This window comes from Dactylosporangium darangshiense (assembly GCF_039537565.1).
GTDB classification, from domain to species: Bacteria; Actinomycetota; Actinomycetes; order Mycobacteriales; family Micromonosporaceae; genus Dactylosporangium; species Dactylosporangium darangshiense.
The window spans coordinates 18,437-44,555 of the sequence record NZ_BAABAT010000036.1 but is presented as its reverse complement, the minus strand read 5'-3'; the positions used below and the strand labels follow the sequence as shown (position 1 = coordinate 44,555).

25 protein-coding genes and 1 tRNA gene are annotated in these 26,119 nt (G+C 70.6%); 16 read left to right on the top strand and 10 right to left on the bottom strand.

Going from position 1 to position 26,119, the window contains the following annotated elements; translation table 11 throughout:
- Nucleotides 1-22 precede the first annotated feature (22 nt).
- Both ABD901_RS42275 and ABD901_RS42270 read left to right on the top strand, forming a co-directional pair.
- The gene (locus ABD901_RS42275; protein WP_345136455.1) at nt 23-1,009 is read left to right on the top strand and encodes a TAXI family TRAP transporter solute-binding subunit; all 987 of its coding nucleotides are present in this window, start codon (nt 23-25) and stop codon (nt 1,007-1,009) included.
- 86 nt (nt 1,010-1,095) lie between these two features.
- Nucleotides 1,096-2,052 (top strand): threonine ammonia-lyase, encoded by a 957-nt coding sequence (locus ABD901_RS42270; RefSeq protein ID WP_345136443.1) that lies wholly within the window; start codon nt 1,096-1,098, stop codon nt 2,050-2,052.
- Between the two features lie 116 nt (nt 2,053-2,168).
- On the opposite strand, the gene ABD901_RS42265 is transcribed toward ABD901_RS42270, so the two are convergent.
- Entirely contained in the window at nt 2,169-4,247 is a 2,079-nt protein-coding gene (locus tag ABD901_RS42265) for a S9 family peptidase (RefSeq protein ID WP_345136442.1), read from the bottom strand.
- 126 nt (nt 4,248-4,373) lie between these two features.
- Here ABD901_RS42265 and ABD901_RS42260 point away from each other — a divergent pair, with 126 nt between their 5' ends.
- Both ABD901_RS42260 and ABD901_RS42255 read left to right on the top strand, forming a co-directional pair.
- On the top strand, nt 4,374-5,366 hold the full coding sequence (locus tag ABD901_RS42260) for a dienelactone hydrolase family protein (protein WP_345136437.1): 993 nt from the start codon (nt 4,374-4,376) through the stop codon (nt 5,364-5,366).
- Nucleotides 5,367-5,548: 182 nt separating this feature from the next.
- Entirely contained in the window at nt 5,549-6,775 is a 1,227-nt protein-coding gene (locus ABD901_RS42255; RefSeq protein ID WP_345136431.1) for an FAD-binding oxidoreductase, read from the top strand.
- A 160-nt stretch (nt 6,776-6,935) separates the two neighbouring features.
- Here the strand turns inward: ABD901_RS42255 and ABD901_RS42250 are convergent, their stop codons facing one another.
- Together ABD901_RS42250 and ABD901_RS42245 are read right to left on the bottom strand one after the other, a co-directional pair.
- Nucleotides 6,936-7,772 (bottom strand): MaoC/PaaZ C-terminal domain-containing protein, encoded by an 837-nt coding sequence (locus ABD901_RS42250; protein WP_345136429.1) that lies wholly within the window; start codon nt 7,770-7,772, stop codon nt 6,936-6,938.
- On the bottom strand, nt 7,772-9,091 hold the full coding sequence (locus ABD901_RS42245; protein WP_345136427.1) for a 3-oxoacyl-ACP reductase: 1,320 nt from the start codon (nt 9,089-9,091) through the stop codon (nt 7,772-7,774). Before ABD901_RS42245 ends, ABD901_RS42250 begins: the two co-directional genes overlap by 1 nt.
- A gap of 91 nt (nt 9,092-9,182) precedes the next feature.
- Between ABD901_RS42245 and ABD901_RS42240 the strand changes: the two genes are divergently transcribed.
- The 7 genes from ABD901_RS42240 to ABD901_RS42210 all read left to right on the top strand — a co-directional run bounded on the left by ABD901_RS42240 (nt 9,183) and on the right by ABD901_RS42210 (nt 17,800).
- A complete protein-coding gene (locus ABD901_RS42240) occupies nt 9,183-10,481 on the top strand; it encodes an acetyl-CoA C-acetyltransferase (protein WP_345136418.1) in 1,299 nt (432 codons plus the stop codon).
- Nucleotides 10,482-10,509: 28 nt separating this feature from the next.
- The gene (locus ABD901_RS42235; protein WP_345136417.1) at nt 10,510-12,099 is read left to right on the top strand and encodes a hypothetical protein; all 1,590 of its coding nucleotides are present in this window, start codon (nt 10,510-10,512) and stop codon (nt 12,097-12,099) included.
- A 13-nt stretch (nt 12,100-12,112) separates the two neighbouring features.
- Nucleotides 12,113-13,543 carry an adenylosuccinate lyase gene (purB, locus tag ABD901_RS42230; protein ID WP_345136416.1) on the top strand — a complete coding sequence of 477 codons (1,431 nt, stop codon included), beginning with the start codon at nt 12,113-12,115 and terminating at the stop codon, nt 13,541-13,543.
- Nucleotides 13,544-13,686: 143 nt separating this feature from the next.
- The gene (gene purS, locus ABD901_RS42225) at nt 13,687-13,944 is read left to right on the top strand and encodes a phosphoribosylformylglycinamidine synthase subunit PurS (protein WP_345136414.1); all 258 of its coding nucleotides are present in this window, start codon (nt 13,687-13,689) and stop codon (nt 13,942-13,944) included.
- A complete protein-coding gene (gene purQ / locus ABD901_RS42220) occupies nt 13,941-14,621 on the top strand; it encodes a phosphoribosylformylglycinamidine synthase subunit PurQ (RefSeq protein ID WP_345136412.1) in 681 nt (226 codons plus the stop codon). Before purS ends, purQ begins: the two co-directional genes overlap by 4 nt.
- Nucleotides 14,618-17,035: a phosphoribosylformylglycinamidine synthase subunit PurL gene (gene purL / locus ABD901_RS42215; RefSeq protein WP_345136410.1), complete on the top strand. Its 2,418-nt coding sequence runs from the start codon at nt 14,618-14,620 to the stop codon at nt 17,033-17,035. The genes purQ and purL overlap by 4 nt, the downstream gene beginning before the upstream one ends.
- A gap of 6 nt (nt 17,036-17,041) precedes the next feature.
- On the top strand, nt 17,042-17,800 hold the full coding sequence (locus ABD901_RS42210; RefSeq protein WP_345136409.1) for a 2-phosphosulfolactate phosphatase: 759 nt from the start codon (nt 17,042-17,044) through the stop codon (nt 17,798-17,800).
- Here the strand turns inward: ABD901_RS42210 and ABD901_RS42205 are convergent.
- The gene (locus ABD901_RS42205) at nt 17,787-18,590 is read right to left on the bottom strand and encodes a hypothetical protein (RefSeq protein WP_345136408.1); all 804 of its coding nucleotides are present in this window, start codon (nt 18,588-18,590) and stop codon (nt 17,787-17,789) included. The two genes, ABD901_RS42210 and ABD901_RS42205, sit on opposite strands and share 14 nt — an antisense overlap.
- Before the next feature lie 51 nt (nt 18,591-18,641).
- On the opposite strand from ABD901_RS42205, the gene ABD901_RS42200 reads away from it, so the two are divergent.
- On the top strand, nt 18,642-18,986 hold the full coding sequence (locus tag ABD901_RS42200; protein WP_345136406.1) for a hypothetical protein: 345 nt from the start codon (nt 18,642-18,644) through the stop codon (nt 18,984-18,986).
- Between the two features lie 146 nt (nt 18,987-19,132).
- Here ABD901_RS42200 and ABD901_RS42195 read toward each other — a convergent pair.
- Nucleotides 19,133-19,223: transfer RNA gene (locus ABD901_RS42195), tRNA-Ser, on the bottom strand.
- A gap of 148 nt (nt 19,224-19,371) precedes the next feature.
- Here ABD901_RS42195 and ABD901_RS42190 point away from each other — a divergent pair.
- Complete coding sequence (locus ABD901_RS42190; protein WP_345136405.1) at nt 19,372-20,334, top strand: NAD(P)H-quinone oxidoreductase; 963 nt, start codon at nt 19,372-19,374, stop codon at nt 20,332-20,334.
- Here the strand turns inward: ABD901_RS42190 and soxR are convergent.
- Both soxR and ABD901_RS42180 read right to left on the bottom strand, forming a co-directional pair.
- Nucleotides 20,321-20,791, bottom strand: a complete 471-nt coding sequence (gene soxR, locus ABD901_RS42185) for a redox-sensitive transcriptional activator SoxR (RefSeq protein WP_345136403.1) — start codon at nt 20,789-20,791, stop codon at nt 20,321-20,323. The two genes, ABD901_RS42190 and soxR, sit on opposite strands and share 14 nt — an antisense overlap.
- Nucleotides 20,743-21,441 carry a glycosyltransferase family 2 protein gene (locus ABD901_RS42180; RefSeq protein ID WP_345136582.1) on the bottom strand — a complete coding sequence of 233 codons (699 nt, stop codon included), beginning with the start codon at nt 21,439-21,441 and terminating at the stop codon, nt 20,743-20,745. The genes soxR and ABD901_RS42180 overlap by 49 nt, the downstream gene beginning before the upstream one ends.
- Before the next feature lie 101 nt (nt 21,442-21,542).
- On the opposite strand from ABD901_RS42180, the gene ABD901_RS42175 reads away from it, so the two are divergent.
- Nucleotides 21,543-21,932 carry a PPOX class F420-dependent oxidoreductase gene (locus ABD901_RS42175; RefSeq protein ID WP_345136401.1) on the top strand — a complete coding sequence of 130 codons (390 nt, stop codon included), beginning with the start codon at nt 21,543-21,545 and terminating at the stop codon, nt 21,930-21,932.
- Nucleotides 21,933-22,096: 164 nt separating this feature from the next.
- Here the strand turns inward: ABD901_RS42175 and ABD901_RS42170 are convergent, their stop codons facing one another.
- Nucleotides 22,097-22,306 carry a BldC family transcriptional regulator gene (locus ABD901_RS42170; RefSeq protein ID WP_033365012.1) on the bottom strand — a complete coding sequence of 70 codons (210 nt, stop codon included), beginning with the start codon at nt 22,304-22,306 and terminating at the stop codon, nt 22,097-22,099.
- A gap of 892 nt (nt 22,307-23,198) precedes the next feature.
- A complete protein-coding gene (locus ABD901_RS42165; RefSeq protein ID WP_345136399.1) occupies nt 23,199-24,038 on the bottom strand; it encodes a DUF8083 family protein in 840 nt (279 codons plus the stop codon).
- Nucleotides 24,039-24,183: 145 nt separating this feature from the next.
- Here ABD901_RS42165 and ABD901_RS42160 point away from each other — a divergent pair, with 145 nt between their 5' ends.
- Nucleotides 24,184-25,242 (top strand): Glu/Leu/Phe/Val dehydrogenase dimerization domain-containing protein, encoded by a 1,059-nt coding sequence (locus ABD901_RS42160; RefSeq protein WP_345136398.1) that lies wholly within the window; start codon nt 24,184-24,186, stop codon nt 25,240-25,242.
- A gap of 219 nt (nt 25,243-25,461) precedes the next feature.
- On the top strand, nt 25,462-25,689 hold the full coding sequence (locus ABD901_RS42155) for a DUF3073 domain-containing protein (protein WP_345136397.1): 228 nt from the start codon (nt 25,462-25,464) through the stop codon (nt 25,687-25,689).
- 259 nt (nt 25,690-25,948) lie between these two features.
- On the opposite strand, the gene amcA is transcribed toward ABD901_RS42155, so the two are convergent.
- Nucleotides 25,949-26,113 (bottom strand): multiple cyclophane-containing RiPP AmcA, encoded by a 165-nt coding sequence (gene amcA / locus ABD901_RS42150; RefSeq protein ID WP_380139898.1) that lies wholly within the window; start codon nt 26,111-26,113, stop codon nt 25,949-25,951.
- Nucleotides 26,114-26,119 lie beyond the last annotated feature (6 nt).

The window sequence follows — 26,119 nt, the reverse complement described above, 5'->3', positions numbered from 1 at the left end:
TTGCTCAGGTGGGAAGGCCCGGTTGACACCCCAACGCACGAAGATCCGGAATCTGGCACTGGTGCTGGCGGCGGCGCTCCTGCTCGCCGCCTGCTCCAGCCTGGCGCAGCGCCCGGGCGCCGGGCTCTGGCACGGCGGCCGGCTCTTCATCGCCACCGGCAACACCAGCGGCGTGTACTACGCGATCGGCGGCGGCTACGCCGACCTGATCACCAAGCACGTCACCGGCTATGAGGCCCGCGCCGAGGCGACCGGCGCGTCCGGCGAGAACATCCAGCGGATCGCCACCGGCGACATGGACATCGCGCTGACGCTGGCCGACACGGCCGCCGACGCCTACACCGGCAAGGGCACCTTCGACGGCAAGCCGCAGAAGGTGGTGGCGCTGGCGCGGGTGTACAAGAGCTATGTCCACCTCGTCGTGCGCGCATCGGCACACATCACCAAGTTCTCCGACCTGCGCGGCAAGCGGGTCTCCACCGGCTCGGCCGGCTCCGGCGTCGACGTCGTCGCCGGGCGGATCCTCTTCGCCGGCGGGCTCAACCCCGACACCGACATCGTGCGGCAGCGCCTGTCGCTGCCGGAGACCACGAAGGGCATGCAGGCGGGCACCACGGACGCCTTCTTCTTCACCGGCGGCCTGCCCACCCCGGGCATCGCCGACCTGCTGGGGACCGGGTCGCCGGGCGCATACCAGTTCCTGCCGCTCTCGTCGCTGCTGCAGCCGTTGACGTACCGCTACGGCCCCGTCTACAGCGGCGCCAAGATCCCCAAGGCGACGTACAACACCCCCGGCGACATCGACACGATCGTCATCGGCAACTTCATCGTCGTGTCGCCCGACATGCCCGACGATCTGGCCTACGAGCTGACGAAGGTGCTGTTCGACTACCAGAAGGACCTCGCCAAGGTCCATCCGGAGGGCGGCAACTTCGACAAGGGCACGGCGCCGCAGACCGATCCCATACCGCTGCACCCCGGCGCGGCCCGCTTCTACAGCAGCGGCTAGCGCGGGCCCGGCCGCGGCGTTATGGATCTCTCATTCCCCTGCTGCGACGAGGGTGAGTCCGGGATGGTGATGTCAGGATGGGCGACGTGACCGCGACACAGCAGAACCTCGTTCAACTGGACGACATCCGGGACGCCGCGGCCCGCGTGTCCGGTCTCGTGGTGCGCACGCCGCTGCTGCCGAGCCCGTGGGCGGAGGAGCTGTGGCTCAAGCCCGAGAGCCTCCAGCCGATCGGGGCGTTCAAGCTGCGCGGCGCGACCAACGCGCTGCACCGCCTTGACCTGGAGCGCCGCCGCGCGGGCGTGGTGACCCACTCGTCGGGCAACCACGGCCAGGCCCTGGCCTACGCGGGCCGGGCGCTGGGCGTGCCGGTCACCGTCGTCATGCCCGACGTGTCCACGCCGCTGAAGATCGACGCGACCCGTGGCTACGGCGCCGAGGTGATCCTCGTTCCCCAGTCGCAGCGCGAGGTCGTCGCGAACCGGCTGGTGGCCGAGCGGGGCCTGACGCTCATCCCGCCGTACGACCACCCGGACATCATCGCCGGCCAGGGCACGGTCGGCCTGGAGATCTTCGAGGACCTCTCCAGCGTCGACGTGGTCGTGGTGCCGGTCGGCGGCGGCGGGCTGTCCTCCGGCGTCGCCACGGCGATCAAGTCGCTCGCGCCGCACGTCGCGGTGATCGGCGTCGAGCCGGCGGTCGCCGCCGACGCCGCCGAGAGCCTCGCCGCCGGCGTGGTGCGGGTCTGGCCCGAGGAGCGGATGCTCAGCACCGTCGCCGACGGGCTGCGCACCTCGCTGTCGGAGCTCACGCTGGCCCACCTGTCCAGCTACCTTGACGCGATCGTGACGGTGAGCGAGGCGGAGATCCTCGACACCGTCCGCACGCTGGCCCGCCGGGCCCGCCTGATCGTCGAGCCCAGCGGCGCCGTGGCCACCGCCGCCGTGCTGCACCGCCGCGACGAGCTGCCCGCCGGGCGCACGGTCGCGGTGATCAGCGGCGGCAACATCGCGCCCGAGCTGGCCGCCCGCCTGTTTGCCTGAACCCGTTGTCCACAGGTGGCTGTGGACAACGAGCCGCGAGGCTGTGGATAACTCGGGCAGTAATGGCGCCTGTTCACACAGGCATTACCCACAGCCTGTGGATAAGTCAGGCTGCGTCAGGCCCGCCCGACCTTGTCGAGCACCCAGGCCGTGATGAAGGCCTCCTCGCGCCATGCGTCGTAGCGCCCGCTCGGCCCGCCGTGCCCGGCGCCCATCTCCGTCTTGAGCAGCACGTCCGTCGAGGGCGACAGGGCGCGCAGCCGGGCCACCCATTTGGCCGGCTCGTGGAAGAGCACCCGCGTGTCATTGAGGCTGGTCACCGCGAGGATCGCCGGGTACGGCGCGGCGGTGAGGTTCTCATAGGGGGTGTACGACTTCATGTACGCGTACACCTCGGGGTCCTCGAGCGGGTTGCCCCACTCCTCCCACTCGGTGACGGTCAGCGGCAGCGACGGGTCGAGGATCGTGTTGAGCGCGTCCACGAACGGCACCTGCGCGACGATCCCGCCGAACGCGGCCGGCGCCAGGTTGGCCACCGCGCCCATCAGCAGGCCGCCGGCCGAGCCGCCCCGGGCCACCAGCCGCTCCGGCGCGCTCCAGCCGGCCTTGACCAGGTGGTCGGCGCAGGCGATGAAGTCGGTGAAGGTGTTCTTCTTCGACAGCACCTTGCCCTCGTCGTACCAGCGCCGGCCCATCTCGCCGCCGCCGCGGATGTGCGCGATCGCGAAGACCACGCCGCGGTCCAGCAGCGACAGCCGCGCGATGGAGAACCAGGGGTCCATCGACGACTCGTACGAGCCGTAGCCGTACAGGACCGCCGGCGCCGAGCCGTCCCGGGGCGTGCCGGCCTTGGCCACGACCGAGATCGGCACCCGGGTGCCGTCGTCGGCGATGGCCCACTCGCGGTGCTGCTCGTAGCGGGACGCGTCGAAGTCGCCGAGCACCGGCTTCTGCTTGCGCAGGGTCAGCTCGCCGCTGTCCAGGTTGCAGTCGTACACCGAGTCGGGCGTCACCATCGACACGTAGTGCAGCCGGAACGAGGTGGTGTCGTACTCCAGGTTGGCCTCCGGCCCGACCGAGTACAGCGGCTCGGGGAAGGCGATGTCGTAGGGCGCCGCACCGTGTAACGGCACTACCCGGATGCCGGTGAGCCCGTCGCGGCGCAGCGACACGACCAGGTGCCCGGAGAACGCGTCGACCTGCAGCAGCCGGGTGCCCGGCTGGTGCTCGATAAGCGTGATCCAGTCGCCGGGGGCGTCCACCGACGTGTACGCCAGGGCGAAGTCCTCGGCACCGTCGTTGTGCAGGATCAGGAACCGGTGGCCGTGGTGCTCGACCGAGTACTCCAGGCCCTGCCGGCGCGGCGCGATCGGCACCGGCGTGGTGGCCGGCGAGTCGGCCGGGATGACCAGCACCTCGCTGGTGAGCTTGCTGTTGATGTCGATGAGCAGGAAGCGCTCGGAGCGGGTGAGCTCGACGCCGACCCAGAAGCGCTCGTCGGCCTCCTCGTGCACGATCACGTCGTCGGCGGCCGGCGTGCCGATCGCGTGGCGCCACACGCGGTAGGGGCGCCAGGCCTCGTCGATGGTGACGTAGAACAGCGTCGAGCCGTCGGCCGACCACGCCGAGCCGTAGAAGGCGTCCTCGATGACGTCGGGCAGGTCCTCGCCCGTGCGCAGGTCCTTGATCCGCAGCGTGAAGCGCTCGTCGCCGGAGAAGTCCGTGCTGTACGCGAGCAGGTGCCCGTCGACGCTGAGGTCGAACGTGCCGAGGGCGAAGAACTCCGAGTCGCCCGCCAGCGCGTTGCCGTCGAGCAGGATCTCCTCGCCGGGCAGCGGGGTGCCGTCGCCGATCTCCGGCGGCGCCGCCTGGCCGGCGGCCGCCACGACCCGGCAGTGGATGCCGTACTGCTTGCCGGCCTCGGTGCGGGTGTAGTACCAGTAGCCGCCCTTGCGGGTCGGCACCGAGAGATCGGTCTCCTTGGTGCGGCTCTTGATCTCACCGAACAGTGTCTCGCGCAGCCCCTCGAGGTGGGCGGTGGCCGCGGTGGTGAACGCGTTCTCGGCCTCCAGGTAGGCAACCGTGTCCGGATCGTCCCTGTTCTGGAGCCAGAAATACTCGTCGGCCACGGTGTCGCCGTGGTGGACCCGCTCGTGCGGGACCCGCTTCGCGGTGGGCGGCTGTTCGGTTGTCACACGACCAAACGTTACCTGCTTCAAGACGCAACCACGCGCGTCGCTCGGTGGTCTGTCCATCAGGAGAGAGCGACGCCGGTTACCGTCATGGTCTCGAAGTTCGGGCGAGACCACGGAGGGATGCCGGTGCGGCGTCGTGGGGTGTTGCACATCGGGGTGACCGGGCTGGCAGCAATGCTGGTCCAGGCGTGCTCCGAGGGGTCGACGTCGACACCAGGGGCGGGGAGTGACCCGTCGGGGCGCGGTTCCGCGTCGTCGACGGGTGAGCCGGCCGGTTCGACGTTCGATCCCTCGGGGTACGTCCCGGCCCCCGTGCCGATCGCGGAGCTCAAGAAGCTCTACAACTACGACAAGAGCTCAACGCTGAACGCGCAGCTCACCGACAGGCGCAGCGGCGACGGGGTCATCCTCGAGGACATCACCTACTCCGACACCCGCGGCAACGACGAGATCCCGGCGTATGTGGTCAGCGCCGACATTCCGGGCGACACGCTGCGCATGCCCGCGATAGTCCTCGCCACCGGCCCCGACGGCAACCGCGACAAGCTGCTCGACGAGGCCACCGCGATCGCCCGGATGAAGGCGCTCGTCATGATCGCCTCCGTGCCGGTCAAGCCCACCGGCGACCCGTCGGCCGACGCCAAGATGATGGCCGCGGCGGTGCTCGCCCAGCGGCGCGCCTTCGACCTGCTCATCCGGCGCACCGACTGCGACGGCTCGCGGGTCGGCTACGTCGGGCACCACTCGGGCGCGGCCCTCGGCGCCGTGCTGCTCGGGCTCGAGACCCGCATCACCGGCGCGGTGCTGGCCAGCGGCACGAGCCGCTTCTCCCGCTGGATGGTCAAGCAGAAGGTGCCGCAGGACTGGCACGCGTACCTCGACTCGCTGAGCCGCTTCGACGCCGCGCCCTACGTCGCCGCCGGCGGCAAGCGCTCCGTCCTGCTGCAGTTCGGCAAGACCGACGCGGTCGTGCCCGAGGCCGAGCGCGCGGAGCTGACCGCCGCCGTCGCCGGGTCGAAGCAGCGCAAGGACTACGACACGGGCCATGACCTGGCCGCCTTCCCCGCCGCGACCGCCGACCGGTCCGCGTTCCTCAAGCAGGTCTTGCGGCTGTCGTAAGGAGCGAATAGGCTCTCGAACGCATGTTCGAAGTCCGACGTAATTGAGCGCGTCTTTGGGAAAGCCGGGATCATGTCGTCCTGCCCCCGGCTACCGCGATTCCCTTCGACCGATCTTCCCCACGGCAACGGTGTCCGCCGGTCCAACGGTGCCGGCTGGTGATCAGGGAAGCGGGAGTTGCGGTGACGGTGATCGAGGCGTTAGCCGAGGCGTGCGGGCCGGAGAACGTGTGGGAGGCGGGCCCGGCTGACACGGTCGACGGGGTGCCGGTCGGCTGGGTGGTCGCGCCGGGCGGCGCGGCCGAGGTGGCCGAGGTGCTGCGGTTCGCCGCCGCCGAGGGCCTGTCCGTCGTCCCCTCGGGCGCCGGGACGAAGCTCGACTGGGGACCGCCCCCGACACACGCGGACCTGCTGCTCGACCTCGGCCGGATCGCCGGGGTGCTCGACTTCTCGCCCGCCGCGATGACCGCGACCGTCGCGGCCGGCACCTCGATGCGGGCCCTGCGGGCGCACCTGCTCAAGGAGAACTGCCGCCTGCCGCTGGACGTCGGCTCGCCGGCCGCGACGCTCGGCGGCGTGCTGGCCACCAACGAGGCCGGCCCGCTGCGCCACCGCTTCGGCGCGCCCCGCGACCTGGTCACCGGCGTGCAGGTCGCACTGGACGAGGGCAGCCTGGAGCGCAGCGTCGACGGCTTCGACCTGGCCCGGCACGCCTGCGGCTCCTACGGCACGCTCGGCGTGATCACCGAGGCGACCCTGCGGCTCGAGCCGCTGCCGGCGGCGCGGGCCTGGGTGACCCGGCCGGTGACCACCCCGCGCGAGGTGCAGCAGCTCACCGAGGCCCTCGTCGCCTCGCCGCTGGACCCGGTGGCGATCGAGGCCGACCTGCCCGGCGTGGCCCGCGGGCGCCCGGCCGAGCTCGCCGCGCTCTTCGAGGGCGAGCGGGCGGTCGCGCTGCAGCGCGCCGAGACCGCCGCGAAGCTGCTCGGCGGCGCCGCCACGGTCGAGCAGCTGCCGCCCGCCTGGTGGGGGCGGTATCCGTTCGACGCCGACGACGTGGCCCTGAAGGTCTGGGGCCGGCCCAGCGAGCTGTTCGCGGTCGTCTACGCGCTGCGCGACGCCGCCGGCATGCCCGTGCCGGTGCGCGGCTCGGTCGGGCTCGGCGTAGCGCACGTTGCCCTGCCCGACACCGTCTCGCCCGAGCGGCTCGACGGCATGCTCACCGCCGCCCGCACGGTCCTGCTGGCGCGCGGCGGCGGTGGCTGCACCCTGCTGCGCGCACCGCTGGACCTGCGGGAACTGGTCGAGACGCACGGCCCGGAGCCGATGTCCTCGGACGCGGCACGGATCAAGCTCGCCCTCGACCCCGAGGACCGCCTGTCGCCGGGCCGCATGCCCGACCCCTCCTAGGCCCTGTCCTGCCGATCATGCCTGCCTGCGCCGGGCCCAGATTCCGCCTGCGCACGTCCCGCGAAAGCCCGGTTACAGCACCGGTAGCCTGGCTTCCGCGGGCCGCACGCAGACGAAATCTGGACCTCGTCTCGGCTCGACATGATCGGCAGGACAGGCTCTAGTCGGCCTCAATGATCGCGCCGGCAAGGTGGGGCTTGCCGGTCCTTCGATCGTGTACCGCGAAACGCCAGGTTTTGTGTGGTTGCGCCTCGAAACCGACGGTGGCGGGCAGGAGGATCGGCAGCTTGAAGGCGACGTCGACGCCATAGGCGTCGGGGAGGCGGCCCTCGAGCGCGGCGAGGCAGCGGGCCTTGGTCCACATGCCGTGCGCGATCGTCTTCGGGAAGCCGAACGCCCTCGCCAGGATGCGGCTGGTGTGGATGGGGTTGCGGTCGCCCGAGACGGCCGCGTAGTCCGTGCCGGTGCGCCTCGGAACGCGCCAGACCGCGGTCGCAGGTGGCGGCTCGCCTCTATCCGACTTGTCGGACTTCGCGGACTTTCCGGTCTTGCGCAGGTACGTCGAGCGGTCCTTCCACACCACCTCGCCGCCGGACTCCGCGGTCGCGACCACGTCGAGCTGGGTGCCGCGCTCGTGCGGGCGCAGCCCCTCGGCCCGCACCGAGAGCGCGAACGTCTCGCCCGAGTGCAGCGGCCGGCACACGTCGATCCGGTTGGCCACGTGCACGAGCCCGAGCAGCGGAAACGGGAAGTCGTCGGCCGTCATCAGGGCCATGGCCAGCGGGAACGCGAGCACGTGCGGGTAGGTCGCCGGTAGCTCGTCGGACAGCCGGAAGCCGCACACCCGGTCGTACTCCGCCAGGTGCGCCAGGTCGACCCGCACGCCCTCCAGCCGCAGCTCGCGGTCCGGCAGCGTCGAGCCGGTGGAGCGGCGCAGCGCGGCGGCGCGGTAGAGCGGCCCGAGCCGCGGCGGCCGCTCGAGCACGGTGATCGCCATTACGCCCCCAGCAGGCTCTGCCCGCAGACCCGGATGACGTTGCCGTTGACGCCGCCCGAGGCGGGGTGGGCCAGCCAGGCGATCGTCTCGGCCACGTCCACCGGCAGCCCGCCCTGCGACATGCTGTTGAGCCGCCGGCCGCCCTCGCGCACGAACATCGGCATCGCCGCGGTCATCGTCGTCTCGATGAACCCGGGCGCCACCGCGTTGATGGTGAGCCCATGCTCGGCGACCGCGCCGGCGGTGGCCTGCACCAGGCCGATCACGCCCGCCTTGGAGGTGGCGTAGTTGGTCTGGCCGCGGTTGCCGGCGATGCCGGAGACCGAGGAGACCGACACGATCCGGCCGTTGCCGCCGAGCAGGTTCTCGGCGAGCAGCACGTCGTTGATCCGCTCCTGGCTGCACAGGTTCACGTCGAGCACCGAGCTCCACTGGCCCTCGTCCATGCGGCCGAGGGTCTTGTCCCGGGTGATGCCGGCGTTGTGCACGAACACGTCGGCGTGCACGTGCCGGGTCGCGATGAAGTCGGCGAGCCGGCGCGGCGCGTCCTCGGCGGTCAGGTCGAGCTGCAGCGCGGTGCCCTTGACCTCGTTGGCGACCTCGGCGAGCTCCTCGCCGGCGGCGGGGACGTCAAGGCAGACCACGTGCGCGCCCTCGCGGGCGAGCACGCGGGCGATCGCCGCGCCGATGCCGCGGGCGGCGCCGGTGACGATCGCGGTCTTGCCGACCAGCGGCTGGTCCCAGTCGTCCGGGACGTCGACGGCGGCCGGGCCGATGCGCACGACCTGGCCCGAGACGTACGCCGAGCGCCCAGACAGCAGGAACCGCAGCGTCGACTCGGTGGCCTCCTCGGCGCCTGGCGCGACGTAGACGAGCTGGGCGGTCGAGCCGCGGCCGACCTCCTTGCCCATGGAGCGCACGAACCCCTCGAGCGCGCGCTGTGCGGTCGCCTCGCGGGCGCTCGTGCACATCTCCGGCGGGCTGCCCAGCACCACGAGCCGGCCGGAGGGGAGCAGCGAGCGAACTATCGGGTGAAAGTACTCGTAGAGCGAGCCCAGCCCTTCACTGCCGGTGATGCCGCTCGCGTCGAAGATCAGCGCCGCGCAACGGTCCTCGGCGCCGGTGGACAGGCTGATCGGGAGCTTGTCGAGGATCTGGCGCGTCGGTTCGGCCAGCCGCCCGTCCCCACCGAGGGCGACCGGCCCGAACTCGGCGCCCTTCTCGTACCGTCGAAGCTTCGGCGGATCCGGTAGGCCAAGGCGTCTGACGAGGAATCTTCCCGCGCCCGAGTGGGCGAAGGTGGCGTAGCGGTCGGTCATTGCGGTGCCTCCCCAGTCACTACAAACGCGCTAACCTACTCGCGAGTAGGGTAACGCCAGCACGCCCAGTCGCGTCGAGAAGGAGACTCCGATGGCCCCCTCGAAAGCCCGCTCGGAAACCCCCGTCCGGGTCGCAGTCGTCGGCGGAAACCGCATCCCCTTTGCGCGCTCGGGCAGCGCCTACGCCACTGCATCAAACCAGGACATGCTGACCGCCGCCATAGACGGACTCGTGGCGCGCTACGGCCTCGCGGGGGAGCGGCTCGGCGAGGTCGCCGCCGGTGCGGTGCTCAAACACAGCCGCGACTTCAACCTGACGCGTGAGTCCGTGCTCGGTTCCCGTCTCGACCCGCGCACCCCCGCCTACGACGTGCAGCAGGCCTGCGGAACAGGCCTCGAGGCGGTGATTCTCGTTGCCAACAAGATCGCCCTCGGCCAGATCGAGGCGGGCATCGCCGGCGGCGTGGACACCACCTCCGATGCGCCCCTCGGGGTGAACGAGGACGCCCGGCGGATCATGATGGAGCTCAATCGGGCCCGCTCGCTCGGCGCTCGCCTCCGCGCGGTGAGCAAATTCCGGCCTACCCAGCTCAAGCCGGATATTCCCCGCAATTCGGAGCCGCGCACCGGCCTGTCCATGGGCGAGTCGGCCGCGATCACCGCCCTCGAGTTCGGCATCGGCCGCGAGGAGCAGGACGCGCTCGCCCTCGCCTCGCACCAGCGGCTGGCCGCCGCCTACGAGCGGGGTTTCTTCGACGATCTCGTCACGCCGTACCTCGGGCTGTCCCGCGACGAGAACCTGCGCCCGGACACGTCGCTGGAGCGGCTCGCCAAGCTCCGGCCGGTCTACGGGCGCGGCCCCGAGGCGACGATGACCGCCGGCAACTCCACGCCCCTGACGGACGGAGCGGCCGTGGTGCTGCTCGCCTCCGAGGCGTGGGCCAAGGCGCGCAGCCTGCCGATCCTGGCGTACTTCGAGACGGGCGAGACGGCCGCGGTGGACTTCGTGCACGGCGCAGACGGGCTGCTCATGGCCCCGGCGTATGCGGTGCCCCGCATGCTCGCCCGGCAGGGCCTCGCCCTGGGCGACTTCGACCTCTACGAGATCCACGAGGCGTTCGCCTCGCAGGTGCTCGCCACGCTCAAGGCCTGGCAGGACCCGGCGTTCTGCAAGGAGCGCCTCGGCCTGTCCGAGCCGCTCGGCGCCATCGACCGCGACCGGCTCAACGTCAACGGCTCGTCGCTGGCCGCCGGCCACCCGTTCGCCGCGACCGGCGGGCGGATCGTGGCGACGCTCGCGAAGCTGCTGGCCGAGCGCGGCTCCGGGCGCGGGTTAATCTCCATCTGCGCCGCCGGCGGCCAGGGGGTGACCGCCGTCTTGTCGCGCTGAGCGCGGCTCCGGCCAATATCTTGGGGACATGACCGTCCAGCCCACGATGCTGCGCCCGGCATCGCCGCGCCCCGCCTGGCAGGTGGTCCTCGGCCTGCTGCTACCGCTGCCCGCCCTGGTCGTGCTGGTCACCAGCTACGTCGAGCCGGCGATCTGGACCATCCGCACGTCGTTCGAGCGCTTCTCCGGCATCCGCATGGTCACCGGACGGGACTCCGCCGGCGAGTCGGTGGGCTTCGACAACTACGGGAAGGCGTTCGACGACGGGCTGGGCGGTGCGCTGGCGTATGCGCTCGGCCTGGCCGTCGTACCGCTGCTGGTCGTGCTGTTGCTCGCGCCCGCGCTGGCGTGGGCGGCGCACCGGGCCGGGCGGGCGGCGCGCTGGACCACCCGCGGCGCGCTCGTGCTCCCGCTGGCCCTGTTCTCACCGTTCGGCATCGCGATGGCGGCCTGGTTCGCGCAGCGCTCGCAGCATTGGGGGTACTGGCTGGGCACCTTCGGCGCGTTCGCCGCCGTCGCCGCGCTCGCCTACCTGGCCGCGCTGCGCACCCGCCGCAGCCCCTGGCCCGGCGTGCTCATCGTCGGGGGCCTGGCGTTCCTGGCGGTCTTCGCCGTCGCGCTGCAGGAGTTCACCTTCGCCTGGGTGTTCCAGTTCCCGGCCGGCCAAGGTGTCACTCCGGAGCAACAGGCCTTCGACGTCACCTTCCGGACCTTCAACTTCAACGTCGGCGCCGCCATCTCCACCGTCGTGCTGGTACCGCTGATGGTGCTCGGCCTGCTCGCCACGCTGCTCGTGATCCTGACCGGCCTTCGCCTGCAGGTGACCGAGGCCGGAGCCGGCGTCCCGCGGCCCGGGTCGCGCACCGTGGCGCTGGCCGTCGGCGGCGTCCTCCTGGTCGTGTTCCTCGTGATCACCGCCGCCGGGCTCTGGCCGTGGCTGAGCAACCTCGCAGGTGGCTCCCCGCAGGGGGCGCCCGGCACGTTCGTGAACACGTGGATCCCGCCCCTGATCTCCACGGTTGTCGGCGTCACGCTCGCGGCGGTGGCCGCCTTCGGCATCAGCGGCCTGCGCCCGCTCGGCCGGCACAGCGAGTGGCTGCTGGCGCCGTTCGGGCTCTTCCTGTTCGTCGGCAGCGCGCCGCTGGCCATCCGGGCCTACGCGGCGGGCAGCACCGCCGGGCGCCTCGACTCCTTCCTGGCCCTCGTGCCGCCGTCCCGCCTGACGATCCCGGCGTTGCTCCTTCTCGCGCTGTTCTTCCGCGGGCAGGCGGTACGGCGCGAGACGCTGCTGCAGGAGAACCGGCCGGCCTCGTGGTGGTCGATCGTCCTGCCCGTGCTGCCGATGCTCGGCCTGGTGTACCTCGCCACGTGGGTGGTGCAGGCCCAGGACCTCGTCTGGCCCCTGATCACCTCCACGGGCGACCACCCGACCGCGCAGTACGTGGTGGCGCAGGCGAGGCAGTACCTCGATCAGCACCACGCCGGCTACGACCAGCTCCTGCCCATCCCGATCATCATCCTGCTGCTGCTCGCGGGGGTCGCGGCGCAGCTGCTGTACCTCGACCGTGTCGCGCTGCACGCCGGGCTCCCCGAGCGCGACCACCCGCCCCGCACCTAGGCACAATGGGAACGTGACCAAGACCCGCATTCCCGACGTGCTCGCCGCCCGCTACGCCTCGCCCGAGCTGGTGGCCATCTGGTCGCCCGAGGAGAAGGTGCGCCTCGAGCGGCGGCTGTGGCTGGCGGTGCTCAAGGCACAGCGCGACCTCGGCGTGGCGGTGCCCGACGGGGTCGTGGAGGCCTACGAGCGGGTCGTCGACGACGTCGACCTCGTCTCGATCGCCGAGCGGGAGCGGATCACCCGCCACGACGTGAAGGCCCGCATCGAGGAGTTCTCGGAGCTGGCCGGGCACGAGCAGATCCACAAGGGGATGACCTCGCGCGACCTCACCGAGAACGTCGAGCAGCTGCAGATCCGCCTGTCGCTGGAGCTCGTGCGGGATCGGATGGTGGCCGCGCTCGCCCGGCTGGCCGCGCGCGCGAAGCAGCACGAGGACCTCGTGATGGTCGGGCGCTCGCACAACGTCCCGGCGCAGGCCACCACCCTCGGCAAGCGGTTCGCCAGCGCCGCCGAGGAGCTGCTCGTGGGGTACCGCCGGATCGAAAACCTCCTCGAGCGCTATCCGCTGCGCGGGATCAAGGGCCCGGTCGGCACCTCCGCCGACCAGCTCGACCTCTTCGGGGGAGACGCGGAGAAGGTCGCGGAGCTGGAGCGGCGCGTCGCCGAGCACCTGGGCTTCCGGCGGGTGCTGACGAGCGTCGGCCAGGTGTACCCCCGCTCGCTGGACTTCGACGTGGTCTCCGCCCTGGCCCAGGCCGTCGCCGGCCCGTCGAGCCTGGCCACCACCATCCGCCTCATGGCCGGCTACGAGCTGGCCACCGAGGGGTTCAAGCCCGGTCAGGTGGGCTCCTCGGCGATGCCGCACAAGATGAACACGCGCTCCTGCGAGCGGGTCAACGGCCTCGCCGTGGTCGTGCGCGGCTACCTGTCCATGGTCGGCGAGCTCGCCGGCGACCAGTGGAACGAGGGCGACGTGTCGTGCTCGGTCGTGCGCCGGGTGGCGCTGCCGGACGCGTTCTTCGCCGTCGACGGGCTGTTCGCCACATTCCTCACCGTTCTGGACGAGTTCGGGGCATACCCGGCGGTCGTCGCCCGCGAGCTGGACCGCTACCTGCCGTTCCTGGCCACCACCCGGGTGCTCGTCGCCGCCGTCGGGCGCGGCGTCGGCCGTGAGGATGCTCACGAAGCGATCAAGGGGCACGCCATCGCCGTGGCGCTCGCCATGCGCGAAAAGGGCATCCAGGACAACGACCTCCTGCAGCGGCTGGCCGCCGACGAGCGCCTGAAGCTGTCCCAGCCGGAGGTGGATGCGCTGGTCGCGGATCCCTCGGCCTTTGTCGGGGCCGCATCGTCGCAGGTCACGGCGGTGGTGGAGGAGATCGCCGCCGTCGTCGCGGCGCATCCGCAGGCCGGCGCGTACGTCCCGCCGCCCATCCTCTGACGCCGATCTTGGTTCCGGCGGGTACCGCTAAGATGCGTGTCGGGCGATGTAACTCGGGCAACGCCGGTGAACTGCGGCGTTGCCCCGCCCGGTAGGCTCGTGTCGCTCGCCCTCGAGCGCCCGACTAACGTCAGGAGTGCCCCGTGGCCCGCGTCGTGGTGGACGTCATGCTCAAACCGGAGATCCTGGACCCGCAGGGTCAGGCCGTCGCGAACGCGCTGCCGCGCCTCGGCGTGGTCGACGTCGCGTCGGTGCGCATCGGCAAGCGCATCGAGATCGAGTTCGAGGGCGCCGCCGACCTCGAGCGGGCCCGCGAGATTGCCGACAAGCTGCTTGCCAACCCGGTGATCGAGGACTTCACCATGCGGATCGAGGAGCGGCCGGAGGTCGAGGAGCAGTGACCGCCCGCATTGGTGTCGTCACGTTCCCCGGTTCGCTCGACGACCGCGACGCTGCCCGGGCCGTGCACCTCGCCGGAGCCGCCGCCATCCCGCTGTGGCACGCCGACGCAGAGCTCTACGGCGTCGACGCCGTCATCCTGCCCGGTGGCTTCTCCTACGGTGACTACCTGCGCGCCGGCGCCATCGCCCGGTTCTCCGCCGTCATGGAGTCCATCGTGCGGGCGGCCGGCGACGGGCTGCCGGTCCTCGGCATCTGCAACGGCTTCCAGGTGCTCTGCGAGGCCCACCTGCTCCCCGGTGCGCTCACCCGCAACCAGCACCTGCACTTCCGCAACCGCGACCAGGGCCTGCGCATCGAGAACAACGCCACCGCCTGGACCGTCGGCTTCTCGCCGCGGCAGGAGGTCGTGATCCCGGTCAAGAACGGCGAAGGCTGCTACATGGCCGACGCCCGGACGCTCGACGAGCTCGAGGCCGAGGGCCGGGTCGTCGCGCGGTACATCCGCGGAAACCCGAACGGTTCGCTGCACGACATCGCGGCGATCAGCAACGCAGCTGGCAACGTCGTCGGGATCATGCCCCACCCGGAGCATGCCGTCGAGGTGCTCACCGGCCCGTCCATCGACGGCCTGGGCATCTTCACGTCCGTGCTCGCACATCTTGGAGCGCGTGTATGACCGAGGGGACTTTCGACACCGTCGAGCAGGCCGCCAAGACGCCCGACGAGGAGCAGCCCTACGAGGAGCTGGGCCTGCGCGAGGACGAGTACCAGCGGATCCGCCAGATCCTGGGCCGCCGTCCGACCACGTCGGAGCTGGCCATGTACTCGATCATGTGGAGCGAGCACTGCTCGTACAAGAGCAGCAAGGTCCACCTGCGCCAGTTCAGCGAGAAGGCGCCCAAGTCCGACCTCATGCTCGCCGGCATCGGCGAGAACGCGGGCGTGATCCGGATCTCCGACGAGATCGCCGTCACGTTCAAGGTGGAGTCGCACAACCACCCGAGCTTCGTCGAGCCCTACCAGGGCGCCGCGACCGGCGTCGGCGGCATCGTCCGCGACATCCTCGCCATGGGCGCCCGCCCGGTCGCCGTCATGGACCCGCTGCGCTTCGGCGCCGCCGACCACGAGGACACCAAGCGCGTCCTGCCCGGCGTCGTCGCCGGCGTCGGCGGCTACGGCAACTGCCTCGGCCTGCCCAACATCGGCGGCGAGGTCGTCTTCGACCCGTGCTACCAGGGCAACCCGCTCGTCAACGCGCTCTGCGTCGGCGTCCTGCCGGTCAACCGCCTGCAGAACAAGGAGGCGCACGGCCCCGGCAACGTGGTCGTCCTCCTCGGCGCCAAGACCGGCCGCGACGGCATCGGCGGCGTCTCCGTCCTGGCCAGCGCGACCTTCGACAGCGACGGCCCGGCCCGCCGCCCGTCGGTGCAGGTCGGCGACCCGTTCATCGAGAAGCTGCTCATCGAGAGCTGCCTCGAGCTGTACGAGCGGGACCTCATCGTCGGCGTCCAGGACCTCGGCGGCGCGGGCCTGACCTGCGCGCTCACCGAGACCAGCGCCGCCGCCGGCACCGGCATGGACGTCAACCTCAACCTGGTGCCGCTGCGCGAGGCCTCGATGGACCCGCAGGAGGTCCTGGCCAGCGAGTCGCAGGAGCGCATGCTGCTCATCGTCGACCCGGAGAAGCTCGAGGAGGTCCTGGGCGTCGCCGAGCGCTGGGGCGTCATCGCCACCGCCATCGGCCGCGTCACCGACACCGCCCGCCTGGTCATCAGCTGGCACGGCGAGGTCGTCGTGGACGTGCCGCCGGGCTCGCTGGCCGACGACGGCCCGGTGTACGCCCGCCCGATGCGCGAGCCGGCCGACCTGATCCTGCTGCAGGCCGACCGCGCCGAGACCCTGCCCCGCCCGCGCTCCGGCGTCGAGCTGCGCGAGACGGTCCTGCGCCTCGCGGCCAGCCCGAACCTGTGCGACAAGAGCTGGGTCACCGAGCAGTACGACCGCTACGTCCAGGGCAACACCATCCTGGCCCAGCCGGAGAACTCCGGCGTCGTGCGCATCGACGAGCAGACCGGCCTCGGCGTCGCCCTCTCCGTGGACGGCAACGCCCGCTACGCCCGCCTGGACCCGTACAACGGCGCCAAGCTCGCTCTGGCCGAGGCCTACCGCAACGTGGCCACCGCCGGCGCCACCCCGCTGGCCGTCACCAACTGCCTCAACTTCGGCTCCCCCGAGGACCCGCAGGTCATGTGGCAGTTCGCCGAGGCCGTCCGCGGCCTGGCCGACGGCTGCGCGGAGCTCGGCATTCCGGTCACCGGCGGCAACGTCAGCTTCTACAACCAGACCGGCCCGCAGGCGATCCACCCGACCCCGGTCGTCGGCGTCCTGGGCATCATGGCCAACGTCGGCAGCCGGGTCCCCATGGGCTTCGGCGGCGACAGCGACCTGATCATGCTGCTCGGCGAGACCTCCGACGAGCTGTCGGGTTCGGAATGGGCCTGGGTCACCCACGAGCACCTGGGCGGCCTCCCCCCGCGGGTCAACCTGACCCGCGAGCGCATCCTGGCGTCGGTCCTGACCGAGGCCGGCGAGCGCGGCCACCTCTCCTCGGCCCACGACCTCTCCGACGGCGGCCTGGCGCAGGCCCTGGTCGAGGCGACGCTGCGCTACGACTGCGGCGCCAACATCACCCTGCCGGAGGACATGAACGCGTTCGTGGCCCTCTTCTCGGAGTCCACGGCCCGAGCCTTGGTGTCCGTCCCGCGGGGCCACGAGAAGGCGTTCACCGCCCTCTGCGCCCAGCACGGCCTCCCGGTGACGGTGATCGGCTCGGTCGACGGCCGCAGCCGCGCGCTGGACGTCCGCGGCCAGTTCACGATCTCGCTCGACGAGCTCCGCTCGGCCTGGACCGGCACGCTGCCGTCGCTGTTCGGCGAGGTCTCGACGGAGGCCCCGGCGTACCTGACCCCGAACGAGCCCCGGGTTGATCTGGACGAACCGTCCGGTTCTCAGGGTTCTCAGTCGACCTTCTTCGAGCCGGTGGACGCCCCGGAGGTTCCGCACGCCCCGCTAGACGACTCCGAAGCCTGATCACCCGTGGGAGAGGGCGTCTACAGCCAGCCCGGCTCCGGCGCTCGATTCGACTGGGGCCCAGCAGGCGCGGCGGAACTGTCCCGCGTCTGCTCGGTCCTGGTGGTCGTCGACGTGCTGTCGTTCTCGACCGCCGTCGACGTCGCGGTGGGCCGCGGCATCCGCGTGCACCCGTTCCCGTGGAGCGACCAGGCCCGCGCCTACGCCAACCGCCTCGGCGCCGCCGTGGCGGTCGGCCGGCGCCAGGTGAGCGCGGACCAGCCGTGGAGCCTCTCCCCGGCCACCCTGCAGTCGGCTCCGCTGGTCGACCAGCTCGTCCTGCCTTCCCCGAACGGCGCCACCATCTGCTCGGCCGCCGCCTCAACGGGCGTCCCCGTGGTCGCCGCCTGCCTGCGCAACGCCCCCGCCGTCGCCCGCTGGCTCCACAACCACGGCCACGGCACCCCCACCAGCGCCGTCGGCGTCGTGGCGGCGGGCGAGCTCTGGCCCGACGGCACCCTCCGCCCGTGCGTGGAGGACCTGCTGGGCGCAGCCGCGGTACTGGACGGCCTGTCAATGCTCGGCGCCCCACTGTCGGTCGAGGCCGCCGTGTCCCTGGCTGCCCTGGCCGCGGTCCGCAACGTGGCGGCGGCCGTCCGCCGGTGCGTGAGCGGCCAGGAGCTGATCCAGCGCGGCTTCGCCGAGGACGTCCGCATTGCGGTGCAGTCCGGCGTCTCCCACACCGTCCCGGTCATGACCGACGGCGTCTCCTTCACCGCCGCCTGACGCTGAGCAGCGTGCTCAACAGCGAGGCTCGCGGCGCCGGCACCTTCGCCGGCCGCCGCGCACCCGTCGAGGGCGCGAGATCCTGCGTGAACACCGCGCGGCACGGCAGCACCCGCTCATGCAGGTCCCCGACCTGATCGCGGACCCGAATCCGGATGTCGAGGATGCGAAACGCCTTGAGGGTGTCCTGCGTCAGCAGCGCAAGAAACAGGTGCCGATCCTGCAGTGAGCGCCCCGGCTGCAACGGAAACCCGGGACGTACGTAGGCGAAGTGGAATGAGCTGTTGTGCCGGTGCCCGCGCTCCTCGAGAAGCAGGTGCAACCGGCTGTGCGTGATCCACCCGCTGTGCCCCTGCTGATCGGCGAACGCAATCCTGTACTCCAACGAGTCGACCACCGCCACTCCGTGCCCGCCGTTGAAGACGTCAATCACCAACAGCCCTTCCCGCTCAATGGGCAGCGGTATCTCAAACCCGGCCGGCGGCGGCATCAGCGTCCACCCGAGCATCGGCCGAACGGTCTCCGCGTACTGCATGCGCGTCAGCAGCGCCACCACGAGCACCGTGAAAATGGTGGCAACGGCTTCGAAGTCGAGCAGCTGCAGCCGCCACGGCCAGTGCTGAACGACGTTTTCCGGGAGATTCTGCCGCACCATGTCCCAAACCAGCACCACGAATGCGACGCAGGCTCCGATGATGGGTGCGGCGAAGAACATCTTCCGCCGGGCCACGACCCGCTGAATCGCCGAGTCGATCTCCTCGACCTCGAGCCCTTCCCCCGCATCGTCCATGGACCCATTTTGATGCCTCAGGGATTTGCGCGGGGCCGCTACGGTACGCCCATGCCCCGCGTCCCCTTCTCCCCACGCCTGGTCATCCTGCTCACCTCCGTGGGCCCGGCGCTGTTCGTGGCGGGATTCGGCTTGCACACCCCGGACGCCTGGATCATGGCCGTGGTCGGCGGCACCCTGACCTGCGCGGGCATCGCGTACATCTGGCTGACGCGCCCACATTCGCGGGCACGGTGGATGCGCGCCTGGTTCGCCGGCCAGTGGGGCTACCGGTCGTCGGCGGGTCGCGCTTCGGACGGCCGCGACGAGGCCGAGGACGAGCCACGCGGACTTCCACGCCAGCGGCCCTTACGTCGCACCGGAATGTCCCGCCGCCTCCGCCGCCGCAAGCGCTAACCCGTTTCGGGCCTGCCACGCATCCACGGGATGCGCTCGATCATGCGTTTTCGACCCTTCCACGGGCCGCCTTTTCATGATCGCGGAGACAAAATGCCGGGCGACCTCGCGGTGCCCGCTTCCCGGCGGGCGTTCGGAGAGGTCTTTGGCGGAGGGCGTGGGATTCGAACCCACGGAGACGCGGAACGCCTCACCGGTTTTCAAGACCGGCGCCATCGGCCACTAGGCGAGCCCTCCTGAGGAACGACGCTAAGTGTGCCAGATGACCTCGGCGCTGGGCTCGTCACCCACGTGAGTGAGCACGTTCGGGGGTCGCCGGCAAGCGGGAAGCACCGCTGGGACCACCGGTCGTGGCGACCATTCCGGGACGGGCGATGATGGACCCGTGCGTGCGATCACGATCGAGCAGCCAGGTGGACCCGAGGCGCTGCAGTGGACCGAGGTGCCGGAGCCGAGCGCCGGCGCCGGCCAGGTGCTGATCGAGGTGGTGGCGGCCGGGGTGAACCGGGCCGACGCGCTGCAGCGGCAGGGACACTATCCGCCGCCGATCGACGCGCCGCCGTACCCAGGACTCGAGGTCTCCGGGCGCATCAAGGCGCTGGGGGAAGGTGTGCACGGCTGGCACGTCGGGCAGGAGGTCTGCGCGCTGCTCGGCGGTGGCGGGTACGCAGAGCTCGCCGTCGCCCCCGTCGGTCAGCTGCTGCCGGTCCCGAAGGGCGTCGACCTGGTGGACGCGGCCGGACTGCCCGAGGTCGCGGCGACCGTCTTCTCCAACGTGGTGGACCTCGCGCGGCTCAAGCCGGGGGAGACGCTGCTGGTGCACGGCGGCGGCAGCGGCATCGGCACGTTCGCGGTACAACTGGGCAAGGCCTTGGGCGCGACCGTCGTTGCAACAGCGCGCGCCGCCAAGCGGGAACGGCTGATCGAGCTCGGCGCGGACCGGGTCATCGACTACGCGTCGGAAGACTTCAGCGAGACGACCCACGCCGACGTCATTCTCGACATCATGGGCGGCTCCTATCTGGCGCAGAACATCGACGCGCTCAACGCCGGCGGGCGACTGGTGGTCATCGGCCTGCAGGGCGGGCGGCGCGGCGAGCTGGACATGGGGCAGCTGCTGATGAAGCGGGCCCTGGTCGCTGGCACGACGCTGCGAGCCCGGTCGGCGGCGGAGAAGGCGGCGATCGTACGCGGGGTGCGCGAGGAGGTCTGGCCGCTGCTCGAGGAGGGCAAAGTCAGGCCGGTGACGCATGCGCGCTTCTCGATGGCGGACGCCGCGGGGGCGCACCGGCTACTGGAGTCCAACGAGCACTTCGGGAAGATCCTGCTGACCACTACGGCCGGGTGAGGATGACCGGGCCGGGGCCCTTGGTGGCCAGGCGGTCGTCGGTGTTGACGAGCCCGCAGGTCTTGAGCGACAGGCAGCCGCAGCCGATGCATCCCGTGAGGGTGTCGCGGAGGCGCTCGAGCAGCTCGATCTGCTCGTCGAGGTGGCTGCGCCAGCCGGCGGAGAGCCGGGCCCAGTCCGCCTTGGTGGGCGTGCGGTTGGCCGGCAGGGAGGCGAGTGCCTCCTTGATGGTTTCCAGCGGTACGCCGACCTGCGCGGAGATGCGGATGAAGGCGACCCGGCGCAGCTCGGTGCGGTCGTAGCGGCGCTGATTGCCGCCGGTACGCGTGGATCGGATCAGGCCGAGCTTCTCGTAGAAACGCAGCGCCGAAGGGGCGACCCCGCTGCGCGCCGAAAGCTCGCCGATGGTCAGACGGGACGTCTCGGCTTGCGGACGCGTTCGCGGGACAGAATCCACAGCGCCTCGACGCCGTCCTTCCACGTGATCTTCTTGCCCTCTTCGCGGGTCCGTGCCCGGTAGGAGATCGGCACCTCGTACGGCCGGTGGCGGTTGCGCAGCAGCTTGCCGGTCACCTCGGCCTCCATGCCGAAGCCCGCCGAGCGCACCTGCAGCGAACGGTACAGCGAGATCGGCATGAGCTTGAAGCAGGTCTCGAGGTCGCCCAGGTAGCAGTTGAACAGCATGTTGGCCGCGGTCGTGACGGCCTTGTTGCCCATGACGTACCAGAACGAGAACGAGCTGTGGCTGCCGAACGTGCGGTTGCCGTAGACCACCGTGGCTCGGCCGTCCAGCACCGGCTCGAGCAGCGTCGGGATGTCCTGCGGGTCGTACTCGAGGTCGGCGTCCAGGATGACCATGTAGTCCCCGGTCGCGTGCTCGACCGCCGTGCGGATCGCCGCACCCTTGCCCTTGTTGCGCGGGTGGATGACCACGCGAAGCCGGTCGTCGTGCAGCCCGCCGAGAATCTCGGCCGTGCGGTCACGGCTGCCGTCGTCGACGATCACGAGCTCGATCTCCGTCGGGTAGTTCACGTCGAGCGCCTGCTTCACGGCGTCGGCGACGCGTTCTTCCTCGTTGTAGACCGGCATCAGGATCGACAGCTTCATCATGATCTCCGGGGGTTTCGGCTGGACCATCAGATTAGCTCCCCGTATCCCGGGCGTGTGATGGCCCCGTCGGGGGTTGTGCTGCTCGTACGGTGTGTCGTATGACGAACACTCCCGCAACGCTGGAACAACTGGGCGACGAACAGTATCTCCTGGTGACCACATTTCGCCGGGACGGAACGCCCGTACCCACGCCTGTTTGGGCCGCGCGCGACGGCGAGGCGTTGATGGTGTGGACCGTGGGTGATTCCGGCAAGGTCAAGCGGATCCGCCGCGACGGCGCGATCACCGTCGCGCCCTGCACGGTTCGCGGCCGCCCGAAGGCCGATCCGGTCCCCGCAATCGCGACCCTGCTCGGCCCGGAGGGCGGCGTTGAGGCCCGCGAGCTGATCAAGAAGAAGTACGGCCTGAGGGGCCGCCTGTTCGTCTGGGCGAGCGTCCGTCGCCGCGGCGCCGACGCCACGATCGGCATTCGCATCACGTTGGTGTGAACAGTTTCCCCCAAACAAAGCTACGGATCCACAAACAAAGCTACGGATTCCCCAAACCCCAAACAAAGCAACGCGCTCGGATCACCGGGGGGTGACGATCCGAGCGCGTTGCGGAAAGAAGCTTGTCGTTTGGCGCAGGAGGGTGACGCGGGGTACTGTCGGCGTCAGTCGCCCTGTCGTTGCTGGGGAATTTGGCCCTGGAGCAGGGCCCGCACCTCGGACTCACGGTAGCGTCGGTGACCGCCGAGCGTGCGAATAGCGCTCAGCTTGCCCGCCTTCGCCCAACGGGTGACGGTCTTCGGGTCGACGCGGAACATCGACGCGACCTCAGCCGGCGTTAGCAACGGCTCAGGCTCATGCGTGCGAGATGGCATCGGTCACTCCTCCACAGGTACCCAGGAACGTCGGACGGGGTCCCGCCGGCCGACGCGTTTCCTATGGTCCGGCTAGTCCCCGATGTCCGACATGGGCCGAACGGCTGAAGGTCCCTGTATGGACGGATGATGAATAAGTGAATTTTCCCATTTTGACGGTGCAAAATGGGATAAAAGGTGACCGATAACGACGGAGGGTGAGTGGTCAACCACGAATCTAGCTCACCCTCCGGGGTGACGGGTAGATCACAAACCTAGCCCATTTAGGCATAACGGACACCCTTCGGGTGTGAGTCGGTTGCGGAGGGTGACGCCCGATCGGGTGGGTGACGAACCGGGCATTTAGCTTCATCATTTTCATGGCTCGGGTCCGTTCAACTTGCGACCGTTGTTCCCACCAGACACCGGTCGGCGCTGGCGCGCCTCCCTGCCACCTCCGCGGTGCCAAGGGCACACGGCCTCCGGCCGCGATCAACCCGAACGTCGAGAAACTTTCGCCTCGGGTATCGCCGATTCCGGCTCTTTCGGGTACGCCCTCAATGGCGACCCCGTTCGACGGCGCCGACTCCTATCTCTCGAGCACGGCCGTCTTTCCGGACGCGTTTTGTCGGTCCGCGGGCGCGACTTTGTGCCCCTCGCCCTCGGGGGGCATGTCAATACGGGCCTCGCCCCTCCGGGGGAGTGTCGAATGCGGGCCTCGTCCTGGGCGGCAAATCGCGCGCGACCCCTGCCTACTCGTGCCGACGCCGGCCCCAGTGCGTAGCACCAACCCCGCGGCGAACGCACATACTGCGAACTCGCACGATCCCCGCGCAACCCACAAAAATACGAAATGTCGGATAAGTCGTGGCGCGCCAGCGCCCGACTTATCCGACCGAACCACCCGACGGGCTCAGTTGCACCGCTCCAGCAACTGCACATCCCGCCACCGGTCGACGAGCCGCTCGTAGACCTCGGTAGCCGCGTCCGCATCCCCGCGGGCGACGTTCGACAGCCCCGTCGCGACCAACCCGGGCGAGTCGTCGGTGGCGAGCGCATCGTCCGACATGAGGTTGACCAGCCCGCCGTAGTCGAGCTCCACGATCGACCGCGAGTGGAACTCCTCCAGCCACCGCGCCGTCTCCTCCACGGCCACCGTGATCGGCGCGTCCCCTATCGCCCGCCGCAGGACCGCATAGGCGCGGTGCGCCCGCCGGCGGGCCTTCGAGATCTCCGTGCGGTAGCGCAGGACCCGGCGGCCGGCCCGGAGCGACAGCTCGCGCTCCTCCAGATCGACGAAGACGAACCAGCGAAGCGGCACACCCCAGGTTGCCACCTGCTCGTGCACGCGCGGCAGGCCTCTTTCCAGCACGTGGTCGCCGCTGCGCCAGTCGTCGACGATGGTCTGGGCCAGGCCGGCGAGCACCGGGGGTACAAACGCGTCGGCAATCACGCTGGGAACGCCGTCGCGCGCCGTCAGTGCCGCCTCGGCGACCCGGATGCGCAGGTTCCACGGGCAGACGAGCAGCGTGTCGTCGGCCTCCAGGACATAGGCCTCGTCGGGCAGGGCCGGCAGGCGGGTCCAGCCCGCGCCGAGGGCCTCGAGCACGGCGGTGCGCTGGCGGCCGGGGCCGTCCGAGAGCGCCACCGCGCGGCCCTCCTTGACGTAGCGGCGCCAGTACAACTGGTCGTCCCGGTCGAAGGCGGCCAGCGGCTCGTACACCCGAAGGTATGACGCGAAGAGCGACGGCACGGCCCGATCGTCGCACGAAACCGGCGCGCGACGCGAAGGCGGCGTCGACCCTCTTGCGACGTGTCGGCGTTAGGGTCAGATCACCGCACTCCACGTACGGCGCCGTCTCACGAGGACGGGCCGGCTTACGCCTCCGGGAGCATCGATGGGTGTCTTCAGCACCAATCACGAACAGGTCGTGTTCTGTCACGATCCGCAGTCCGGCCTGCGGGCCATCATCGCCGTGTACTCGACGGCCCTCGGGCCCTCGCTCGGCGGCACGCGCTTCTACCCCTATGCCTCCGAGGAGGAGGCGCTGCACGACGTGCTCGAGCTGTCGCGCGGCATGGCCTACAAGAACGCGCTCGCCGGCCTCGACCTCGGCGGCGGCAAGGCGGTCATCTGGGGCGACCCGGACAAGGACAAGAGCGAGCCGCTCCTGCGCGCCTACGGCCGCTTCGTGCAGTCGCTCGGCGGTCGTTACTACACCGCCTGCGACGTCGGCACCTACGTGCAGGACATGGACATCGTGGCCAAGGAGACGCGGTACGTCACCGGCCGCTCCGAGTCGCACGGCGGCGCCGGCGACTCGTCGGTGCTGACCGCCTACGGCGTTTTCCAGGGCATGCGGGCCGCGGCCGAGCACCGCTGGGGCACCCCGTCGCTCGCCGGGCGCCGGGTCGGCATCGCGGGCCTCGGCAAGGTCGGCAAGCACCTGACCCGCCACCTGCTCGAGGACGGCGCGTCCGTGGTCGCCACCGACGTCTCCGAGCGCGCCCGTGACTGGGCCAGCATGAACTACCCCCAGGTCGACCTCGTCGACAGCAACGAGGAGCTCGTCGCCGCGGCGATCGACGTCTACGCACCCTGCGCGCTGGGCGGTGCGCTCAACGACGAGACGGTCCCGGTCCTGCAGGCCAAGATCGTCGCGGGCGCGGCCAACAACCAGCTGGCTCACCCCGGCATCGAGAAGCTCCTGGCCGAGCGCGATGTGCTCTATGCGCCCGACTACGTGGTCAACTCGGGCGGGGTCATCCAGGTGGCCGACGAGATCGAGGGCTTCAACTTCGCCCGCGCGAAGGACCGTGCGGGGCGGATCTACGACACCACCAAGCAGATTCTGCAGGTCGCGGACGCCGAGGGCGTCCCGCCGGCGCTCGCCGCGGATCGCCTCGCCGAACGGCGGATGGCCGAGGTGGGTCGGCTACGTACCATCTTGGTGTAGACATGCACGGGGGCTCCACGCGGGCGTGACGACCTGCTGACGACGGTGGTGCTTACCCGACCGGTCCGGTCGGGTAAGCAACGCCACCGAAATGGTCGGTAGGGGCGAGATGCCGAAAGGTGCCCGCGACATGTACCGTAAGAGCCACGAGAGATGCCTGACGTTGTCGGGGCCTGCCGGTAATGGCTGCCCCGTAATTCTGTGCGAGGGGGTCGAGCCATGGGGCGCGGCCGTGCGAAGGCCAAGCAGACTAGGGTGGCCAGGGAGTTGAAATATCACTCGCCTAACACCGACCTCGAAGCGTTGCAACGAGAGCTCGCGGCGGGCAGCCCTAAGTCACGCGACGACTACGCCGAGTATGACGGAGTCGACGACGAGGCTGACGACGAGGACGACGATAACGACGACCCCTCTAGCGACAGTGATTGGCGCTCACGGGGTCGTTGACCATCGGTCAACCCGGCTCACGGGCACGTGGACATCCACGTGCCCGAGTCGTGTCCACAGCACCCGCACGGATGCCGTTCTCTCGACGGCGGGCCATGCGGGTGTCTCGGCGTAGCCATCGCCCCGGGACGTTCCCACACGTCCCGGGGCGATTGAGGCCTGCCTGAACAACGGGCAATGGCCGTGGCCCGATCCGAGACGGTTCGCTACTGACGAACCGACGCGGACCGGGCGGCCGCTACAACGGGCGGAGCAACCCTCAACGGGGACGGTTGTTCCAGTTGTAGAACGTCGGGATGTTCTCGAAGTGGTTCCAGGCGCAGACGGCGCTCGTGCCGTCCTGTCCGCTCGCCTCCGCGCGGGCGGCCCTTGCCGCGGCAGCCTCCTCGAGCAATACACGAAGACCTTGCGCGGTCTCGTGCACCCGCTC

Coding starts and splice junctions, on each gene's coding strand:
- ABD901_RS42250 (WP_345136429.1), bottom strand. CDS start 7,772: ATGGCGATCACCGTGCTCGAGCGGCCGCCGCGGCTCGGGCCGCTCTAC.
- ABD901_RS42245 (WP_345136427.1), bottom strand. CDS start 9,091: ATGACCGACCGCTACGCCACCTTCGCCCACTCGGGCGCGGGAAGATTC.
- ABD901_RS42240 (WP_345136418.1), top strand. CDS start 9,183: ATGGCCCCCTCGAAAGCCCGCTCGGAAACCCCCGTCCGGGTCGCAGTC.
- ABD901_RS42235 (WP_345136417.1), top strand. CDS start 10,510: ATGACCGTCCAGCCCACGATGCTGCGCCCGGCATCGCCGCGCCCCGCC.
- purL (WP_345136410.1), top strand. CDS start 14,618: ATGACCGAGGGGACTTTCGACACCGTCGAGCAGGCCGCCAAGACGCCC.
- ABD901_RS42205 (WP_345136408.1), bottom strand. CDS start 18,590: ATGGACGATGCGGGGGAAGGGCTCGAGGTCGAGGAGATCGACTCGGCG.
- ABD901_RS42200 (WP_345136406.1), top strand. CDS start 18,642: ATGCCCCGCGTCCCCTTCTCCCCACGCCTGGTCATCCTGCTCACCTCC.
- ABD901_RS42180 (WP_345136582.1), bottom strand. CDS start 21,441: ATGAAGCTGTCGATCCTGATGCCGGTCTACAACGAGGAAGAACGCGTC.
- ABD901_RS42175 (WP_345136401.1), top strand. CDS start 21,543: ATGACGAACACTCCCGCAACGCTGGAACAACTGGGCGACGAACAGTAT.
- ABD901_RS42170 (WP_033365012.1), bottom strand. CDS start 22,306: ATGCCATCTCGCACGCATGAGCCTGAGCCGTTGCTAACGCCGGCTGAG.
- ABD901_RS42160 (WP_345136398.1), top strand. CDS start 24,184: ATGGGTGTCTTCAGCACCAATCACGAACAGGTCGTGTTCTGTCACGAT.
- ABD901_RS42155 (WP_345136397.1), top strand. CDS start 25,462: ATGGGGCGCGGCCGTGCGAAGGCCAAGCAGACTAGGGTGGCCAGGGAG.